At 66.7% G+C, this 17,618-nt stretch carries 21 protein-coding genes; 6 read left to right on the top strand and 15 right to left on the bottom strand.

Annotated features, from left to right (window positions below; genetic code table 11):
• The first annotated feature begins 32 nt into the window (after window positions 1-32).
• Window positions 33-2,033 carry a helix-turn-helix domain-containing protein gene (locus tag OHS03_RS32180; protein WP_328659194.1) on the top strand — a complete coding sequence of 667 codons (2,001 nt, stop codon included), beginning with the start codon at window positions 33-35 and terminating at the stop codon, window positions 2,031-2,033.
• A gap of 152 nt (window positions 2,034-2,185) precedes the next feature.
• On the opposite strand, the gene rpsQ is transcribed toward OHS03_RS32180, so the two are convergent.
• The 11 genes from rpsQ to rpsJ are packed head-to-tail and all read right to left on the bottom strand — an operon-like array spanning window position 2,186 to window position 7,439.
• On the bottom strand, window positions 2,186-2,455 hold the full coding sequence (rpsQ, locus tag OHS03_RS32175; RefSeq protein WP_056818470.1) for a 30S ribosomal protein S17: 270 nt from the start codon (window positions 2,453-2,455) through the stop codon (window positions 2,186-2,188).
• Window positions 2,452-2,691: a 50S ribosomal protein L29 gene (rpmC, locus tag OHS03_RS32170; protein WP_056818473.1), complete on the bottom strand. Its 240-nt coding sequence runs from the start codon at window positions 2,689-2,691 to the stop codon at window positions 2,452-2,454. The genes rpsQ and rpmC overlap by 4 nt, the downstream gene beginning before the upstream one ends.
• Window positions 2,691-3,107 carry a 50S ribosomal protein L16 gene (gene rplP, locus OHS03_RS32165; RefSeq protein ID WP_056818475.1) on the bottom strand — a complete coding sequence of 139 codons (417 nt, stop codon included), beginning with the start codon at window positions 3,105-3,107 and terminating at the stop codon, window positions 2,691-2,693. The genes rpmC and rplP overlap by 1 nt, the downstream gene beginning before the upstream one ends.
• 3 nt (window positions 3,108-3,110) lie before the next feature.
• Window positions 3,111-3,905, bottom strand: coding sequence for a 30S ribosomal protein S3 (rpsC, locus tag OHS03_RS32160; RefSeq protein ID WP_062982459.1), 795 nt, complete (start codon window positions 3,903-3,905; stop codon window positions 3,111-3,113).
• The gene (gene rplV / locus OHS03_RS32155) at window positions 3,906-4,319 is read right to left on the bottom strand and encodes a 50S ribosomal protein L22 (protein ID WP_062982460.1); all 414 of its coding nucleotides are present in this window, start codon (window positions 4,317-4,319) and stop codon (window positions 3,906-3,908) included.
• Window positions 4,316-4,597 carry a 30S ribosomal protein S19 gene (gene rpsS / locus OHS03_RS32150; protein WP_056818481.1) on the bottom strand — a complete coding sequence of 94 codons (282 nt, stop codon included), beginning with the start codon at window positions 4,595-4,597 and terminating at the stop codon, window positions 4,316-4,318. Before rpsS ends, rplV begins: the two co-directional genes overlap by 4 nt.
• Window positions 4,598-4,611: 14 nt before the next feature.
• Entirely contained in the window at window positions 4,612-5,448 is an 837-nt protein-coding gene (gene rplB / locus OHS03_RS32145) for a 50S ribosomal protein L2 (RefSeq protein WP_056818484.1), read from the bottom strand.
• Between the two features lie 32 nt (window positions 5,449-5,480).
• A complete protein-coding gene (gene rplW / locus OHS03_RS32140) occupies window positions 5,481-5,786 on the bottom strand; it encodes a 50S ribosomal protein L23 (protein ID WP_056818486.1) in 306 nt (101 codons plus the stop codon).
• The gene (gene rplD / locus OHS03_RS32135; protein WP_056818488.1) at window positions 5,783-6,457 is read right to left on the bottom strand and encodes a 50S ribosomal protein L4; all 675 of its coding nucleotides are present in this window, start codon (window positions 6,455-6,457) and stop codon (window positions 5,783-5,785) included. Before rplD ends, rplW begins: the two co-directional genes overlap by 4 nt.
• Window positions 6,454-7,119 carry a 50S ribosomal protein L3 gene (gene rplC / locus OHS03_RS32130; RefSeq protein ID WP_056818490.1) on the bottom strand — a complete coding sequence of 222 codons (666 nt, stop codon included), beginning with the start codon at window positions 7,117-7,119 and terminating at the stop codon, window positions 6,454-6,456. The genes rplD and rplC overlap by 4 nt, the downstream gene beginning before the upstream one ends.
• A 14-nt stretch (window positions 7,120-7,133) precedes the next feature.
• A complete protein-coding gene (gene rpsJ / locus OHS03_RS32125; protein WP_040804197.1) occupies window positions 7,134-7,439 on the bottom strand; it encodes a 30S ribosomal protein S10 in 306 nt (101 codons plus the stop codon).
• Between the two features lie 556 nt (window positions 7,440-7,995).
• Between rpsJ and OHS03_RS32120 the strand changes: the two genes are divergently transcribed.
• The 4 genes from OHS03_RS32120 to OHS03_RS32105 all read left to right on the top strand — a co-directional run bounded on the left by OHS03_RS32120 (window position 7,996) and on the right by OHS03_RS32105 (window position 11,840).
• Window positions 7,996-8,472 (top strand): hotdog fold domain-containing protein, encoded by a 477-nt coding sequence (locus OHS03_RS32120; RefSeq protein WP_194825856.1) that lies wholly within the window; start codon window positions 7,996-7,998, stop codon window positions 8,470-8,472.
• 64 nt (window positions 8,473-8,536) lie between these two features.
• Window positions 8,537-9,415 (top strand): ABC transporter ATP-binding protein, encoded by an 879-nt coding sequence (locus OHS03_RS32115; protein ID WP_328659192.1) that lies wholly within the window; start codon window positions 8,537-8,539, stop codon window positions 9,413-9,415.
• A complete protein-coding gene (locus OHS03_RS32110; RefSeq protein WP_328659190.1) occupies window positions 9,412-10,581 on the top strand; it encodes an ABC transporter permease in 1,170 nt (389 codons plus the stop codon). Before OHS03_RS32115 ends, OHS03_RS32110 begins: the two co-directional genes overlap by 4 nt.
• Window positions 10,582-10,655: 74 nt before the next feature.
• A complete protein-coding gene (locus OHS03_RS32105; RefSeq protein ID WP_328659188.1) occupies window positions 10,656-11,840 on the top strand; it encodes a lycopene cyclase family protein in 1,185 nt (394 codons plus the stop codon).
• A 51-nt stretch (window positions 11,841-11,891) separates the two neighbouring features.
• On the opposite strand, the gene OHS03_RS32100 is transcribed toward OHS03_RS32105, so the two are convergent.
• The 3 genes from OHS03_RS32100 to OHS03_RS32090 are packed head-to-tail and all read right to left on the bottom strand — an operon-like array spanning window position 11,892 to window position 14,544.
• Window positions 11,892-12,737 (bottom strand): ABC transporter permease, encoded by an 846-nt coding sequence (locus tag OHS03_RS32100; protein WP_056819265.1) that lies wholly within the window; start codon window positions 12,735-12,737, stop codon window positions 11,892-11,894.
• Window positions 12,734-13,543 carry an ABC transporter permease gene (locus OHS03_RS32095; protein ID WP_062982471.1) on the bottom strand — a complete coding sequence of 270 codons (810 nt, stop codon included), beginning with the start codon at window positions 13,541-13,543 and terminating at the stop codon, window positions 12,734-12,736. The genes OHS03_RS32100 and OHS03_RS32095 overlap by 4 nt, the downstream gene beginning before the upstream one ends.
• Window positions 13,543-14,544, bottom strand: a complete 1,002-nt coding sequence (locus OHS03_RS32090; RefSeq protein ID WP_056818502.1) for a daunorubicin/doxorubicin resistance ABC transporter ATP-binding protein DrrA — start codon at window positions 14,542-14,544, stop codon at window positions 13,543-13,545. Before OHS03_RS32090 ends, OHS03_RS32095 begins: the two co-directional genes overlap by 1 nt.
• 315 nt (window positions 14,545-14,859) lie before the next feature.
• On the opposite strand from OHS03_RS32090, the gene OHS03_RS32085 reads away from it, so the two are divergent.
• Complete coding sequence (locus OHS03_RS32085) at window positions 14,860-16,368, top strand: aldehyde dehydrogenase family protein (protein ID WP_063004852.1); 1,509 nt, start codon at window positions 14,860-14,862, stop codon at window positions 16,366-16,368.
• 4 nt (window positions 16,369-16,372) lie between these two features.
• Here the strand turns inward: OHS03_RS32085 and OHS03_RS32080 are convergent, their stop codons facing one another.
• Window positions 16,373-17,611 carry a TetR/AcrR family transcriptional regulator gene (locus OHS03_RS32080; RefSeq protein ID WP_328659186.1) on the bottom strand — a complete coding sequence of 413 codons (1,239 nt, stop codon included), beginning with the start codon at window positions 17,609-17,611 and terminating at the stop codon, window positions 16,373-16,375.
• Window positions 17,612-17,618: the final 7 nt, after the last annotated feature.

Here is a 17,618-nt window from a genome sequence, read left to right as displayed (position 1 = left end):
AGTCCATATGTTCGAGTGGCGGAAGGCGCGATATGTCCGACGATCGGTTGAGCGAGAATGCCGCCACCGCGCCGAACACCGAGATCACAGCGCTCGCCCAGCAGGTCGCGACGGCTCGCGACAAGCTCCCCCTGCAACACGACACCGCTCTCTACGACGCGCTCTCCGACGACGAGATCCGCGCCGAGCGCGAGTTGGCCGAATGGATTCGCACACAACGACGCAAACAACGTCGACGCGCCGTTGGTGACGAACTCGCCACCGAACAACGCGACCGCCGCACCAGCGCCCTCATCCGCCGCACCGACGAGGCCGACGCGCGCTGGCATCGCAAGGCGCTGGCCGCACGACGACGGGTGTCGAGCGCCGACGCGCGCCTGGCCCAGCTGTACCGGCGGTCGGAATGGTCATCGCGTGCGTTGATCGCGGTCGTCGTTCTCGGCATGGTCTGGGCCGGGGTCAATGTGCAACGCAATCTCGTGCCGAGCGGCGACATGAGCGACCCGTTGTACTGGCTCAGCTATGGCATCGAGGCCATGATCTCGATCCCGATCATCGTCATCATGGTCACCGCGACCACCGCTGCCCGCTGGGGACGTGAGCTGGAACGCGGCAAGGTGATCGTATTCGAACTAGCCCTGCTCGGCACCACCATCGCCTTGAACGCGGGTCCCCACCTGGCCGCCGGATCCTTCGGTCGCGCAGCCGAATTCGCCATCGCTCCGGTAATGGTGGGTGTGGTGATCTGGCTGCACGCGTGGGTCTCGGCTCGGTACGCGATGTTGATCGAGAGCGCCTCCGTCGAATTGCCCGGGGACGCCGGGTATGCCCATGCCGAACGGATCGCCGCGACGGCGTTTCCGCAGAAGGCGACCTCGCTGGGTGGTGACAGGCAAGCACTCGCGCACACCGTGATGAACGGCGTTGCGCCCGAGCCCCGATCGCCGCTGTCCGACCTCGCCGTTGTCGGCTCGACCGCTCCGGCTGCCGCCGAGGCATACGACACCCGGCCCCGCGCGATGCCCGACAACGATTCCGTCGCAGCCGAAGCGGATCGCGAAACCGTCGCGTCGTCCGAGCAGACGATCACCGCGGATCGCGAGGCGGTCGAAGCGGATCGCGAGGCGGTCGAATCACCTGTCTTGCCGGTAGTCCCGGAGCCGGTGGTCGGCGATACTCCGGCACCGAGCCCTGAACCTGTCGTCGCCGAAGCCGAAACCATCGCGGCAACGGCCGCCGAGCGCACCTACCCGCATAGCCTGCGTCGCCCCTCCGGCGACAAGCCGAACGCCCCCGGCACCCTCGAGCTGATCCACAAGGCCGCGGCCGACCACCGCCGCAACGGCGCCGAGCACTCGACCCGGACCAACGGCGCCGCCCCCACCTTGCGCCGAATACCGGTCACCACCGTCGCCCATGCCACCGCGGGCGACGCCACCGGTACCGATCCGGTTCCCGAGGCGACGATGCACGCCGGCACCGTCGCCCGTGACCCTGATGGCGACACTCCACCGATCACCGATCCGGTAGCGGTGCACAATGATCCACAGCCCTCCGCCGTAGAGCCGGAGCAGCTGACCCTCACCGCCGAACCTGCCGAGCAACTGGTCTTGCAACCGGAACCCTCGCCGGGTGCACCGGCAGCGCCCACGCAGACCTCCGAGCAGACAGCGCCCGAGCCCACAGAACCCGCTCCCGTTGCATCCCCCGAGCCGGTCGTATTCGCCGCCGACACCGTCCCGGCCGAGCCGGTCGATCAGGTCGATACGGACCTCGACGACGACGAAGACCTCCTCGCCCCGGACGATGTCGACTTCGACGAAGACACCGAGGTCCGCGCCCTTGCCCGCCGCATCGCCCACCGCAGCCCCCTGCGCCTGACCCTCGACCAGATCGAGGAGATCCTCGAGCTCACCGACCAGTCCTGGTCGGCGCGCAGCATCGGCAGTGAAGTCGGCGTCCCGAGCAGCACCGTCACCAACATCGTCGAATTCGCCCACAAGATCCGCCAGCCCTACGCCTTCACCGGCTGACCCAGCCGACACAGCGAAGGCCCGCCCCCCGAACATCGGGAGCGGGCCTTTTGCGATGCGACGACAACCGGGTCGTCCAACGACGAAGGCCCGCTTCCCCATCGGGGAAACGGGCCTTCGAAGAAACGATCTCGATGGATCGAGGAGGGACCTTACTTGGCCTTCTCCAGGACCTCGACCAGACGCCAGCGCTTGGTGGCCGACAGCGGACGGGTCTCCATCAGCTGAACGTGGTCGCCGACGTGGGCGATCTCGTTCTCGTCATGCGCCTTCACCTTGGAGGTGGTGCGAATGATCTTGCCGTAGAGCTTGTGCCGGTGACGGTCTTCCAGCTCGACGACGATCGTCTTGTTCATCTTGTCGGAGACAACATAGCCGCTGCGTACCTTGCGGCTGTTGCGCTCTTCGGTGTTCTCGCTCATGCCGCATCTCCCTTGCCAGCGGGTGCCGTGGCCAGGCCGAGCTCGCGCTCACGCATGACCGTGTAGATGCGCGCGATCTCGTGGCGGACGACGCGCAGACGACGGTTGTTGTCGAGCTGACCCGTTGCCATCTGGAAGCGCAGATTGAACAGCTCTTCCTTCGACTCACGCAGGCGGGCGACGAGCTCCTCTTCGTTGAGCTCGCGGAGCTCTGCGGCCGGTGTTTCGGTAGCCATCAGAACTGCTCCTCCCTGGTCACGATCCTGCATTTCATCGGGAGCTTGTGCATCGCGCGGCGCAGGGCCTCACGAGCGGTCTCCTCGTTGGGGTAAGACATCTCGAACATGACCCGACCGGGCTTCACGTTCGCGACCCACCACTCCGGCGAACCCTTACCGGAACCCATGCGGGTTTCGGCCGGCTTCTTCGTGAGCGGACGGTCGGGGTAGATGTTGATCCAGATCTTGCCGCCACGCTTGATGTGGCGGGTCATCGCAATACGTGCCGACTCGATCTGACGGTTGGTGACGTAGGCGGGCTCGAGAGCCTGGATGCCGTACTCACCGAAGGCCACCGCCGTGCCGCCCTTGGCCATGCCGGAGCGACCGGGGTGGTGCTGCTTGCGGTGCTTGACCCTACGGGGCATCAGCATGCGTCAGCCCTCCTTGTTCTCTGCCGGAGCCTCCGCCACTGCAGTGGCGGCGCGCCCGACCTCGGTGCTGGTCGCGGTGGTGCCAGTGGCGCCGGACCGACGAGGACGGCTCGGACGCTCGCGACGCTGGCGATCCGGAGCGGCGGCGGCGGCGGTCACTTCACGACGACCACCGACGATGTCGCCCTTGTAGATCCAGACCTTGACGCCGATGCGACCGAAGGTGGTCTTGGCCTCGTAGAGGCCGTAGTCGATGTCCGCACGCAGCGTGTGCAGCGGAACGCGACCTTCACGGTAGAACTCCGAGCGCGACATTTCGGCGCCACCGAGGCGGCCCGAGCACTGCACGCGGATGCCCTTGACGTTCGGCGAACGCATGGCCGACTGAATGGCCTTACGCATCGCACGACGGAACGCCACACGGTTGGACAGCTGCTCGGCAACACCCTGAGCAACCAGCTGCGCATCCGATTCGGGGTTCTTGACCTCGAGGATGTTCAGCTGAACCTGCTTCTTGGTGAGCTTCTCCAGCTCGGAGCGGATGCGGTCGGCTTCCGCTCCACGACGACCGATCACGATGCCGGGACGCGCGGTGAAGATATCCACACGGACGCGATCACGGGTGCGCTCGATCTCGACCTTCGAGATGCCTGCCCGCTCCATGCCTGTGGCGAGGAGCTTGCGGATCTGAACGTCTTCCTTCACGTATTCCGCGTACTGCTTGTCCGCGTACCAACGTGACTTCCAGTCGGTGGTGATACCGAGGCGGAAGCCATGGGGGTTAATTTTCTGTCCCATTTACTTTGCCCCTCCCTTCCGGCGGCTACGAGTGTCAGCGCCGGTGGTGGGCACGCTCTCGACCTCGATGGTGATGTGGCTGGTGCGCTTGCGAATCCGGAACGCGCGGCCCTGGGCCCGCGGCTGGAAACGCTTCATGGTGGCGCCCTCGTCGACAAAAGCAGTCGAGATGACCAGGGTGGCCGGGTTGAGGCCGAGGTTGTTCTCGGCGTTCGCCGCGGCCGAAGCCACGACCTTGGCCACGGGCTCGCTGGCAGCCTGCGGTGCGAACCGCAGAATGGCCAGCGCGTCCTCGACTCGCTTGCCGCGGACCAGGTCCACGACGCGACGGGCCTTCATCGGGGTGACCCGAACGTGCTTGGCGGTAGCGCGTGCAGTCGGGTTCTGAACCGTTTCGGTATTGGTTTCAGTCATCGCCGCTTGCTCTTCCGGTCGTCCTTGACGTGGCTCTTGAACGTCCTGGTCGGCGCGAACTCACCGAGCTTGTGGCCGACCATGTTGTCCGAGATGAACACCGGGACGTGCTTGCGACCGTCGTGGACGGCGAAAGTGTGTCCGATGAAATCGGGGATGATGGTCGAGCGACGCGACCAGGTCTTGATGACCTGCTTCGTGCCCTTTTCGTTCTGCACGTCCACCTTCGCGAGGAGGTGGTCGTCGACGAACGGGCCCTTCTTGAGGCTGCGTGGCATTTCTTACCTCCTCCTTAGCGCTTCTTGCCGGTCTTACGACGGCGAACGATGAGCTTGTCGCTCGGGCGGTTGGGCTTGCGGGTACGGCCTTCAGGCTGACCCCACGGGGAGACCGGGTGGCGACCACCGGAGGTCTTACCCTCACCACCACCATGCGGGTGGTCGACCGGGTTCATGACGACACCACGGACGGTGGGACGACGGCCCTTCCAGCGCATACGGCCGGCCTTGCCCCAGTTGATGTTCGACTGCTCGGCGTTGCCGACCTCGCCGACGGTGGCGCGGCAGCGCACGTCGACACGGCGGATTTCACCCGAAGGCATACGAAGGGTCGCGTACGGCCCTTCCTTGCCCAGCAGCTGAATGCTCATTCCAGCGGAACGAGCCATCTTGGCGCCGCCGCCCGGACGCAGCTCCACGTTGTGAATCGTGGTACCGGTCGGGATGTTGCGCAGCGGCAGGTTGTTACCCGGCTTGATGTCGGCCGTGGGGCCGGACTCGATCGGGCTGCCCTGCTTGATGCCCTTCGGCGCGATGATGTAGCGCTTCTCGCCGTCGGCAAAGTGCAGCAGTGCGATGTTGGCGGTGCGGTTGGGGTCGTACTCGATGTGAGCGACCTTGGCCGGGATGCCGTCCTTGTCCAGTCGACGGAAGTCGATCAGACGGTAGGCACGCTTGTGACCGCCACCGCGGTGACGAGTGGTGATGCGACCGTGCGCGTTACGACCACCGGACTTGGTGAGCGGGCGCAGCAGCGACTTCTCCGGCGTCGACCGGGTGATCTCGGCGAAGTCCGAGACGCTGGAGCCACGACGGCCCGGCGTTGTCGGCTTGTACTTACGGATTGCCATGAGTTCTTCTCGCTTTCTGGAGTCCCAGGCGCTTACGCGACCGGTCCTCCGAAGATCTCGATGGGCTTGCTATCGGCCGAGAGGGTCACGAGTGCGCGCTTGGTGTCCTTGCGCTTTCCGTAACCGAATTTGGTCCGCTTGCGCTTGCCCTGACGGTTGGCGGTATTGACGCTGGTGACCGTGACGCCGAAAACCTTCTCGACGGCGATCTTGATCTGCGTCTTGTTCGAATCCGGGTGCACCAGGAAGGTGTAGGTGCCTTCCTCGATCAGCCCGTAGGACTTCTCCGAGATGACCGGTGCGAGCAGGATGTCGCGGGGGTCGGCGATGGTGCTCACTTGCTCTCCTCCTGGGCCGCCTCGGCGGGACCGTGAACGAAAGCGTTCAGGGCCTCGACGCTGAACACCACGTCGTCGCTGTTGAGCACGTCGTAGGTGTTGAGCTGATCCGGGGCGATCGGCAGCACGTTCTGCAGGTTCGCCACGCTCTTCCACGCGGCGACGTCCTCGCGGCCGACGACGACCAGGAACTTCTTGCGGCCCGAGAGCTCGGCCAGGAAGTCCTTGGCAATCTTGGTCGACGGGTTCTGACCCGAGACCAGTTCGGTGATCACGTGGATGCGCTCGTTGCGGGCCCGATCGGAGAGGGCACCGCGCAGGGCGGCGGCCTTCATCTTCTTGGGGGTCCGCTGGCTGTAGTCACGCGGCTGCGGGCCGTGGACGGTGCCACCGCCGGCGAACTGCGGCGCACGGGTCGAGCCCTGACGGGCGCGGCCGGTGCCCTTCTGGCGGTACGGCTTCTTGCCGCCACCACGGACCTCGCCACGAGTCTTCGTGGAGTGGGTGCCCTGGCGAGCAGCGGCCAGCTGAGCGATAACGACCTGGTGCATCAGCGCGACGTTGGCGGTCACGTCGAAGATCTCCGAGGGGAGTTCGACGGTGCCTTCGGTCTTGCCGCCTGCGGCCTTAACGGTCAGCGTCAGGTTGGCCTTCTTGTCGAGGCTGGTCATGCGTGCGCACCACCCTTCACGGCGCTCTTGACGATCACGATGTTGCCCTTGCGGCCGGGGATAGCACCCTTGACCAGGAGCAAACCGTTCTCGGCATCGACCTTGTGAACCGAGAGGTTCTGCGTGGTGACGCGGTCGTTACCCATACGACCCGACATGCGCATGCCCTTGAACACGCGGCCGGGAGTGGCACAGCCACCGATGGAACCCGGGCGACGGTGCACAGCCTGCGCACCGTGCGAGGCGCCCTGGCCCTTGAAGCCGTGACGCTTCATGGTGCCGGCGAAGCCCTTGCCCTTGCTGATTCCGGTCACGTCGACGTAGGTGCCCTCTTCGAAGACATCAGCCGAGAGTTCCTGGCCGATCTCGAAGGTGGAGGCATCCGCGACGCGGATCTCGGTGACGTGGCGGCGCGGGGTGACACCGGCCTTGGCGAACTGGCCGGAGACCGGCTTGTTCACCTTGCGCGGGTCGATGGCGCCGAAAGCGATCTGAACGGCCGAATAGCCGTCGCGCTCCACGGTACGAATCTGGGTGACCACGTTCGGGCCCGCCTTGATGACGGTGACCGGGACGACGCGGTTCTTCTCGTCGAAGACCTGGGTCATGCCGAGCTTGGTGCCCAGGATTCCGGCCTGGGGCCGATTCTTGTTGTCAGTCATGTCTCGAGTCCCCGTCACTGAATGTTGACGTCGACGCTGGCCGGCAGGTCGATGCGCATCAGCGCGTCAACCGTCTTCGGCGTCGGGTCGAGGATGTCGATGAGGCGTTTGTGCGTGCGCATCTCGAAGTGTTCGCGCGAGTCCTTGTACTTGTGCGGCGAACGGATGACGCAGTAGATGTTCTTCTCGGTCGGCAACGGCACAGGCCCGACCACACGGGCGCCGGTGCGGGTCACCGTTTCCACGATCTTGCGCGCTGACGCGTCGATCGCCTCGTGGTCATAGGCCTTGAGCCTGATGCGGATCTTTTGTCCCGCCACGCTAAGTGTCCTTTTCTCCGCTTTCCTTCGTGGTCACAGGAGCTTGCTCCCGCACCACCCTCAATTTGCACAGCCCGAACACAGAAAGACGCCTCAGCGTGGTTTCCCACTAAAGACCCGCAACCAGGGCGCACCAAAAGGCACTACCTAGTCCTCGCCGCTGTTCATCTGTCATGGTTCTCCGGTCCACGCGGTCGGGCGTGTCGCCCTAACTCTTAATCTCCGACCCGGGTCAGTTACTCACCATGGGCCGGAAGTGCGTGGTTCCGAACGTATCCACACCGGCGAACCGGCGAGATACAAACTACTGCTCCCCTTGCTCAGGTCATCCGCTCCGAAGAGTTGGGGATCCTGCGCAAGGCAACCCGAACAGTATGCACCATGCCGACGACGTCCTTCAAATCGGGGGTCATGAGGTATCGATCACGCCACCACAGGGGCTACTACCTGGACCGCACCGCCGGCTGGGCTGTACCGAGCAATGGTAGCTGGCTCGTCGCCCCCGCTGGTCACCGGAGGGTTCCCCGCTACCTTACTTCTGAGTAAGATAGCAGCCATGACACAGGAAACCGCGACCTTCCGCGGCTGGAAGAAGCTGCCCGACAACCGCATCGGACACGCGCTGTTCTCGCTCGGCATGGTCGCCCGGGTCCCCTACTTCGGCACCGTGCTCCCCCAGGTGGTTCGCCTCGAGCCCGGCGTCTGCGAGGTGACCTCCCCGAAGTGGTTCGGCATCCACAACCACCTCGGCACCTTCCACGCCATCGCGGCCTGCAACCTCGCCGAGGTGGCGATGGGCATGCTCAGCGAGGCCACCGTTCCCACCACCCATCGCTGGATCCCCAAATCGATGAACGTCCAGTACCTTGCCAAGGCGGAATCGGGCCTGCGCGCGGTGGCGAAGCTCGACGTGATCCCCGACTTCTCGGCGATCACCAAGGGCCAGGAACTCACGGTCCCCGTCTCGATCTACGACAAGGACGGCATCGAGGTCGTGCACGCCGACATCACCACCTGGGTTTCACCGCGCTGATCCCGGCGCGGGAACCATTGCATCGGTACGGTTGTGGCTCAGGCCACAAAAGACGGGGAGTCCGATGTTGGAAGTCGCCCATGTGACGCGCCGGTTCGGGGAGAACGTCGCGGTCGACGATGTGTCGTTCGCGGTCCCGCCCGGCGCGCTGACCGGGTTCGTCGGGGGCAACGGGGCGGGCAAGACCACCACGATGCGAATGATCATGGGCGTGTTGGCCGTTCAGTCCGGCGAGATCCGGTGGGCAGGCAGGCCGGTGACCGAGCTGGATCGGCGCTCGTTCGGATATATGCCCGAGGAGCGGGGGCTCTATCCCAAGCAGCCGGTGTTCGACCAGCTCGTATACCTGGCCCGCTTGCGTGGGCTGCCCGCCGACGAGGCGAAGGCGCGCACCGAAACCCTGTTGGAGCGGTTCGATCTGGGCTCGCGCGGCAAGGACAAGCTCGAATCGTTGTCGCTGGGCAATCAGCAGCGCGTCCAGATCGCGGCGGCGGTGATCGCGCAGCCGACGGCGCTGATCCTGGACGAACCGTTCTCCGGGCTCGACCCCGTAGCCGTGGATTCGATGGTGGAGTTGCTGCGCGAGTACGCCGATCAGGGTGTGCCGGTGCTGTTCTCCTCGCATCAGCTGGATCTGGTGGAGCAGCTGTGCGATCAGCTGGTGGTGCTCGCCTCGGGCCGGGTGGTCGGGCAGGGCTCGGTAGACGAGCTGCGGTCCAGCGGTGGCTCACGGTATCGGCTGGTGCTCGAGGGTGATGCGGGGTGGTTGCGGGACTATCCGGGGATTCGCGTGGTCGAGAGTGTCGGGCCGCGTGTGTTGTTCGAGATCGACGGCGGCGGCACCGACGGGGTGTTGAAGGAGGCGCTGTCGCGGGGGTCGGTGCGGGAGTTCACCGAGGCCAGGCCGACGGTCGCCGAAATCTACCGGGAGGTGACAGCGTGAACGGCGTGTGGCGGATCGTTGCCGCGAGGGAGATCGCGGTGAAGCTGCGTGACCGCAACTTCGTCATCTCGACTGTGGTGACGCTGGTGGTGATCCTCGCGTCGCTGGTTCTCACCGGGTTCCTCAGCAGCAGGCCGGACAAGATCGACGTGGCGATCACCGGTTCGGACACCTCGGTCGTACTCGAGACGGCGAACACCCTGGCCTCGAACGCGGGGACCGACGTGAGCTTCATCGCGCGACCCGTCGCCGACCAGGCCGCGGTCGAGCAGTTGGTCCGTGAGGACGAGGTCGACGTGGGCCTTGTACCCGCCGACCCCAGCGGATGGCAGCTGATCGGCAAGACCGCCGAGGACGACAACGCCACCACCTACATCACCGCCGCCGCACAGCAGATCGCGTTGCAGCGTAATGCCGCTGTCGCGGGCGTCTCGCTCGACGAGCTGGCCCGCGGTGCGACCGTGACATACGACCTGCTGGAGAAGGGCGCGATCGACCCGGGCCTGGCCAAGATCGTCTCGTTCGTCTTCGCGTTCCTCTTCTATCTGGCGTCGGTGCTGTTCGGCATGTCCATCGCGCAGAGTGTGGTCGAGGAGAAACAGAACCGGATCGTGGAGATCCTGGCCAGTGCGATGCCGTTGCGGCAGTTGCTGATCGGCAAGGTCGTCGGCAACGCGGCACTGGCGTTCGCGCAGTTGGCTCTGTTCGTCGGGGCGGGGTTGGTCGGGTTGGCGGCGACCGGCAAGGGTGCTCAGCTGGGCCAGATCGCCGGGGCCGCGGGCTGGTTCATCGTCTTCTTCCTCGTCGGCTTCCTCGCCCTGGCGAGCCTGTGGGCCGTCGCTGGCGCGCTCGCCACTCGCAGCGAAGACCTCCAGTCCACCTCGACTCCGCTCGGGCTGCTCATCATGATCGTGCTGTTCGCGGGCATCTTCCTCACCGGCACGGCCCGTGTCATCGGCTCCTATATTCCGATCATGTCCATCGTCGCCATGCCCGCCCGCCTGGCCGAGGGCACCGCCGCCTGGTGGGAACCCTTCATCGCCCTGGCCCTGATGGCGGTCGCCACCTACGCGATCGTCGTCGTCGCCGAGAAGATCTACCGCCGCTCGCTGATGCAGACCCAGGCTCGCCTGACGATGCGCCAGGCCCTGGCCCTGGAGGACTAGGGCAGCATCGGGGCGAGTGACGACCGGGTCACTGGTGCTTGCGTGGTGACGGGTGGGGCCGATTGAATGCGGACGTGAGTGTTGTGCGGGAATTCGATATCTGCGTGGTCGGGCTGGGGCCGACCGGGCGGGGGTTGGCGCATCGAGCCGCGGTGGCCGGGTTGCGAGTGGCCGCGGTGGATCCGCGGCCGGAGCGGTTGTTCCCGCCGACCTTCTCCTGCTGGATCGACGAGTTGCCGGCGTGGTTGCCCGCGAGTGCGATCGCGCAGCGGATCGCGGCGCCCACGGTGTGGACCAAAGGCGAGCATCGGATCGAGCGGCCGTATTGCGTGCTCTCCAAAGCGGGGCTGCACGCGGCGTTGGCCTTGGACGACGCGACCGTCTTCGCGGATCGGGCGCGGCGGGTGGACGCCCACGAGGTGGAGCTGGCGGACGGGACGGTGATCTCGGCGGGGGCGGTGTTCGATACGCGGGGGCTGCCGACGTTGGGCAAGCGCAGGGCCGCCTCGGCCCACGGAATCTTCGTCGATGCCGAGACCGCGGCGCCGATGGTCGCGGAAGGCGAAGGGCTGCTGCTGGATTGGCGGCCGGAGAACGGTGCGGGCCCCGACGAGCCGCCGTCGTTCCTCTACGCGGTGCCGCTCGGGGACGGCACGGTGATCTTCGAGGAGACCAGCCTGGGATTGCGCGGTGGGATGCCGCAGCACGAGTTGCGCAAGCGCACCCTCACCAGGCTCGCGGCCCACGGGATCACCCTCACCGGCGACGAACCGCACGAGGCCGCCCACTATCCCCTGGATCAGCCACCGCCGAAGAAGGGCACCGCGGTGGCGGTGCCGTTCGGCTCGCGCGGCGGGATGATGCACCCGTGCACCGGCTACAGCGTGGCCGACTCACTCGCGCTGGCGGACACCGCCGTCGCCGCGGTGCAGCGCGGCGAGAATCCGATCGAAGCCCTCTGGCCGTGGCGGGCCAGGGCCGTGTACTGGATGCGGATGCGTGGCCTGTGGGGTCTGGGTCGACTCACCACCGACCAGTCCATCGCCATGTTCGACGCCTTCTTCACCGAATCCGACCGCCGCCAGCGCGCGCTGCTCTCGGCCCACGACGACTACTCCGCGCTCGGCGCCGCCCTGTTCGACACCGTCGCCCACACCTGGCCGTTCCGGTGGCGCTACGACCTCGTCGGCTGGACCAACCGCGACCGCTGGGTGGACTACCCCTTCGCACCCGCAGGCGCCGACTCACCCAGCCGATAACGCACTGATCGCCGCCACAGCGTTCGTGGCGGCGATCAGCATGCGACGGTCTCAGGACGACTCGGCGGCCTTCTTGTAGCCGACGATCGCCGGGTAGGCGAAGACCACGACCATCCCCACCGTCCAGGCGACGGTCTTGAGCAGCGGTTCAGCGACCGGACCACCGTAGGACAGCCCCTTCATCGCATCGATCGCACAGCTCATCGGCTGATTCGCGACCACGTCCTGCAACCAGGTGGGGTAGGCGAAGACCGGAACGAAGCCGGTGTTGAAGAACATCAGCAGCGTATTGAGAATGCCGATGAGGCTGATCAGCATGACGCCCTCGGTGATCGTGGCCAGGGCGGTCACCATCACCGCGAACCCGATGCCGAACAGCACCGGAACCAGGACCAGCGCGATATTGGCGAGCGGGTCCTCCATGAACAGGAAGCCGAGCGGCACCGCGACGAGCAGCACGATCAACGTGGTGATCAGGATGCGCAGCATCTCGGCCAGCAGCCGACCGGTGAGCAGCGAAGCCTTGTTCAGCGGCATCGTGTAGAACCGGCTGAGCAGTCCCGATGCCTTCTCCCGCTTGAACCCGAGCGCACTCACCACCGCGCCGGTCATGGCCGCGACCAGGGTCAGCAGCGCGGCCTGGCCGTAGATGCTGGGAGCGCCGGTGGCCGCGGTGATGGAGTCACCGAGCACGATGCGGAACATCAGCAGGGTCACCGCCGGGTAGGCGATGGTCTGGATGGTCGTCGAGGGGTCACGCAACCACACCATCAGCAGCCGCTTGGTCTGGATGAGGCTGTGGGTGAACCACACCGACACCGAACTCTCCGGCTTGGGATGCACCACCGGCAGGTCGGCCGCGGCCTCCTCGACCGACGACTTCTCGATTGTTGTCATGATCGCCTCACACTCGCCCACACAGCCAGTGGGAGGAAGAAAACAGCCAGTCCGCCGAGCCACGCCAGCGACACCCACGTGCCTGCCCAGCTCAGATGGCCCGCGGCCATATCGCTGAGGGTCTGGGCGAACTGGGAGATCGGCTGGTTGCGCGCGAACGGCCGCACCCACGCCGGGAAGCTGGCCTCCGGCACGAATCCGGTCGACATCATGCCGAAGATCAGGATCGGCAGGGTGAGGGCCTGGCTGAGCGCCTCGGGGTTCTTGGTGAGGCTGCCGAGCGCGTCGGCGCCGAGCGTGAGCACCACGCCGACGGCCAGCGCGAATCCGCAGAACGCGAGCGCCTGCAACCAGCCGCCGGTGAACCGGAAGCCGATCACATAGCCGTAGGCGACGGTCGCGATCAGCGAGACGATCGACCGCACCAGACCCGCGCAGATCCGCGACATCAGCGGAACCAGCGAACCGATCGGCATCGTCTGGAGTCGGGTACTCAACCCGGTGAGCGCTTCGAACGCCGCGAGCTGCGCGTTCGACATCATCGTCATGGCCATCGTCTGCAGCACGACGATCGGCATCACGTACTGCGCGTAGTCGATGCCCTGGACCTTCATCACGTACCGCAACGGCAGGTAGAAGGCCACGGTGACCACGAGCGGGGTGAGCACAGCGACGATCAGCTCGCCCTTGGTGGCCATGGTGCGCACGATGCGCCCGGTCAGCGCGCGCCACTGCGCGAAACTGCTCGGGTGCACAGCGGGTAGCTCGGCGAACAAGGTGTTCGCCGCGGGGGTGGACACGCTCACTAGTGGCCGCCCGAGTGACCGGTGATCGACAGGAACACGTCGTCGAGCGAGGGCCTGCGCAGCGCGATGTCGGCGAGGTCGATGCCCGCGTTGTCGAGCCTGCGCAGCGCCTCGGCCAGGGTGGCGGCGCCGTCGGGGGCGGGGATGGACAGCTTGTCGGCGCCGTCGATATCGGCGGCGACGACAGCGGGCACCAGGTCACCGAGGGCCCGCACGGTCGCCGGGAGGCGGCTCAGGTCCAGCGGGACGATCTCGCAGTAGCTGCCGCCGGTCTTGGCCTTGAGCTGGTCGGCGGTGCCTTCCGCGATGACGGTGCCCTTGTCGATGACGATGATGTTGTCGCTGAGGACGTCGGCCTCTTCGAGGTACTGCGTGGTGAGCAGCACCGTGATGCCCTGGTTCTTGAGCGCGGTGACCAGGTCCCACACGCCCTGCCTGCTGCGCGGGTCGAGGCCGGTGGTGGGCTCGTCGAGGAACACCACCTCCGGTCGCACGACCAGTCCGCAGGCGATGTCGACGCGACGGCGCATGCCGCCGGAGTAGTTGCGCACGGCCCGCTTACCCGCGCTGACCAGGTCGAACTCTTCGAGCAGCACCTCGGCGCGCTTGCGCGCGGCCGATTTGGTCAGGCCCATCAGGCGACCGAACAGCTCGAGGTTCTCCCGGCCGGTCAGGTTCTCGTCGAGGGCGGCGTACTGACCGGTCATCATGATCGAGCGACGCACGCCCGCGGCGTCGGTGAGCACGTCGTGCCCGGCGACGACGGCGGTGCCGGAGTCGGGGCGCAGCAGCGTCGACAACACCTTGACCATGGTGGTCTTTCCCGCACCGTTGGGTCCGAGTATGCCCAGCACACTGGCCTTTTCGGCCTGGAAACTGATGCCCTGCAGGGCGTGCACGTCACCGAACGACTTGCGCACGTCGGACACCAGCACCGCGGGTTCACTGTCGCGCGATGCGACGCCACCTGCGGGCGAATCCACTGAGATCGAACTCGGCATCAACTCTCCACCATCGGCCGGGTGCGCACGGCCCTGAACGAGACGAGCGCACGCGGAAAAATTCTTCCCGGTAAGTGATCCATACCGTTCGGCGCGATGTTACCGGTCCGGCGGTTTTCCCGGCCCAGGTCCGCGTCGATGCGCCCAGTTTGCCGGGGCATCCTTCGCCTGCCCCAGTGGCGTTACTCACGTGGGCAGTGCAAGGGCAGTGCGTTGACCTTGTCGGCCGGGCCGCACACCCATACGCTGACAGCGGGGAAACACTCGTCTCACCGGCCCGCACGCGGGCGTGTTCGATCTTGTGGGGAGGTGACCATGGTCGAGTCGGCTTCCACTGCCGCGCCGATCGGTCGATCCGATGTGCTCACGGCCTTCGATCCGCGCACCGGTGAACAGCTCGCGCAGTATCCCGTCCACGGCACCGCCGAGGTCACCCGTGCGGTGCGCACCGCCCGGGCCACCCAGAACTGGTGGGGGGAACTGGAATTCGGTGAGCGCAAGCGCCTGTTACTCGAGTGGCGTCGTCAGATCGCCCGCAACGCAGGCGAATTGGTGGAGATTCTGCGCAGCGAGACCGGCAAACCGGAGGCCGACGCCACCCTGGAAGTGATGCTGGCGGTGGAGAATCTGGACTGGGCCGCCCGCAACGCCGCGCGCACACTGGGTCGCCGCCGCCTGTCCACCGGCTGGTTCACCCGCAATCAGCATGCCTCCGTCGGCTATCTGCCGCTGGGCGTCATCGGGGTGCTCGGCGCGTGGAACAACCCGGTGTTCACGCCGATGGGTTCGATCGCCTACGCCATGGCAGCCGGTAACACGGTGGTGTTCAATCCGCACGAGCTCAGTACCGGCGTCGGCACCTGGCTGGCCGACAGCTGGGCCGCGGTCTCGCCCGAACAGCCCGTACTGCAGGCGGTTACCGGTAATTCGCGGACCGCGACCGCCCTGTGCAAAGCGGAGGTGGACAAGATCGCCTACGCCGGGCCCGAGGCCCGCGGACGCGAGGTGATCGCCCTGTGCGCCCAGTCGCTCACGCCGGTGGTGGTGGAGAACAGCGGCAAGGGCAGCATGATCGTGCACGTCGACGCGGTGCTCGACGCGGCTGCGGAGGCGGCGGTGTTCGGCGCGATGGCCAACGCCGGGCAGAACTCCTCCGGCATCCAGCGCTGTTATGTCGCCGATTCGGTCTTCGACGACTTCCTGGCCAAAGTGGCGGAGCGGGCGGCCAAGCTGCGTCCCGGCGCCGACAATCGCGCCTCCTACGGACCGATGATCAATGCCGCCCAGGTCGACGTGGTGCGCAGACAGGTTCGCGACGCGCTCGCCCACGGCGGGCACGCGGTGCTGGGCGGACTCGATTCGTTCCGCGACCCGTATGTGGAGCCGATCGTGCTGGCCGAGGTCCCCGAAGACAGCATCGCGATCACGGGCGAGGGCATCGGCCCGGTGCTCGTGGTGAACCGGGTCGCCGACCTGGCCGACGCGGTCACCCGGGTCAACGCGGCGGGCAACGGCATCGCCGTCACCATCTTCACCCTCGACATCCCCAGCGCCGAGTTCATCGCCGAACAGCTGAAAGTGGGTGTGGTGACGGTGAACTCGTCGACCGCGTTCACCGGCATCCCCGCCCTGCCGTTCGGCGGGGTCGGCGAATACGGCCAGGGCCACAGCCATGGTCAGCAGGGTCTGCACGAATACAGCCGCACGATGTCGATCGCCCGCAGGCGCTACCGGGCGCCGATCCGGCTGTCCACCTTCGACCGTCGCCCTGGGCACCTCCAGACCGCGAGAGCGATCTTCCGCCTCCGCCACGGCCGCGGCTGACCTGCTAGTTCTCGTCCGCCGAGCCGCTGCCGAGCAACACCGCGTCGGTGAGTGCGGTGAGGCGGGCCAGTTGTTCGGGGCGCGAGTCGAAGCGCAGCAGGCGACCGACGTCGATGATCTGGCCGACGGCGGCGTGCACGCGGAAGCGCGCTTCGATCGGGTCGTCGTCGAGCAGGTTCGCCCATTCGAGGATGTTCTGTCGCTGGATGGCGCGCAGGCGGTGTTGCTCGGCCTGCGGGAGGTTGCTGAACTCCGCGTAGTAGACCGGCATGATCTCGGGCGTCGCGAAGGTGAGGCGAGCGTGCTGGTCGGCGATGCGGCGGGCAGCGTCGGCGCGGTCGTCGCTTTCGGCCAGCGCCTCGCCGATCGCGACAGCGAGTCGGTCGGCGGTGCGATGAAAGGCCGCCGCGAGCAGGTCGGCCTTGCTGTCGAAGTGGCGGTACACGCTCGAGGCGTTGATGCCCACGGCGGCGCCGATCTCCTCGATGCCCGATTCGTGATACCCGTTGCGACCGAAGATCCGGATCGCCTCGGTGAGCAGCTGTTCACGTTTCGACGTCACCGGCAGCCCACGGGTCTGCTTGTCGGGCTCTGCATCCGCCGGTGTCGGCGGCAACTCGGCGCGCACGATCGCCCAGGCCATCTGGAGCTGCACCGCGAGCATGCGTCCGTGCGAGAGGGTGGTGCGGTGCGCGGCGATACTGGCCAGCGAACTCAGCGCGCCGACCGCGAGCAGGATCACGTCGTCGGCGCTCGCCTCCGGCCGCACCTCGGCGATCCGCGCGGCGACGTTCGACTCGAGTTCGCGATAGAACGCGCGAATGCGCACCCGGTCATCGGGCTCGAGGTAGCGGCGTTCCCAGCGGTAGAGCCCGGCCTCGCGACGGATGTCGATATTGCGTTCGGCGACGGCGGTGAGCACCGCGTTCAGCCTGGCTTCCGGGCTCAGCGACGGGTCGTCGGCCGCGGCGGCGACATCGCGCAAACCCCGAGCACCCTCTTCGGCGGCGGCCACGAGCAGCGCGTATTTGTTGGCGAAGTGGCGATACAGCGCGGGCCCGGAGATGCCGACCTCGGCGGCGATCTCGTCCACGCCGACCGGGTAGTAACCCCGCGCGCTGAACGCACGGGCGGCGGCCCGCATGATCTGCATCTTGCGGTCCTTCGGCCTGCGGCGCACGACGCGGGCAGGTGCGGTCGTCGGCTCGCGGGCCTGTTCGGCCTCACTGCGATCGGCGACCATGCACTCA

This window comes from Nocardia salmonicida, from assembly GCF_036142455.1.
Taxonomy (GTDB): domain Bacteria; phylum Actinomycetota; class Actinomycetes; order Mycobacteriales; family Mycobacteriaceae; genus Nocardia; species Nocardia salmonicida.
Note: the sequence above shows the minus strand (reverse complement) of the source record. Positions and strands in the feature narration are given on the sequence as shown.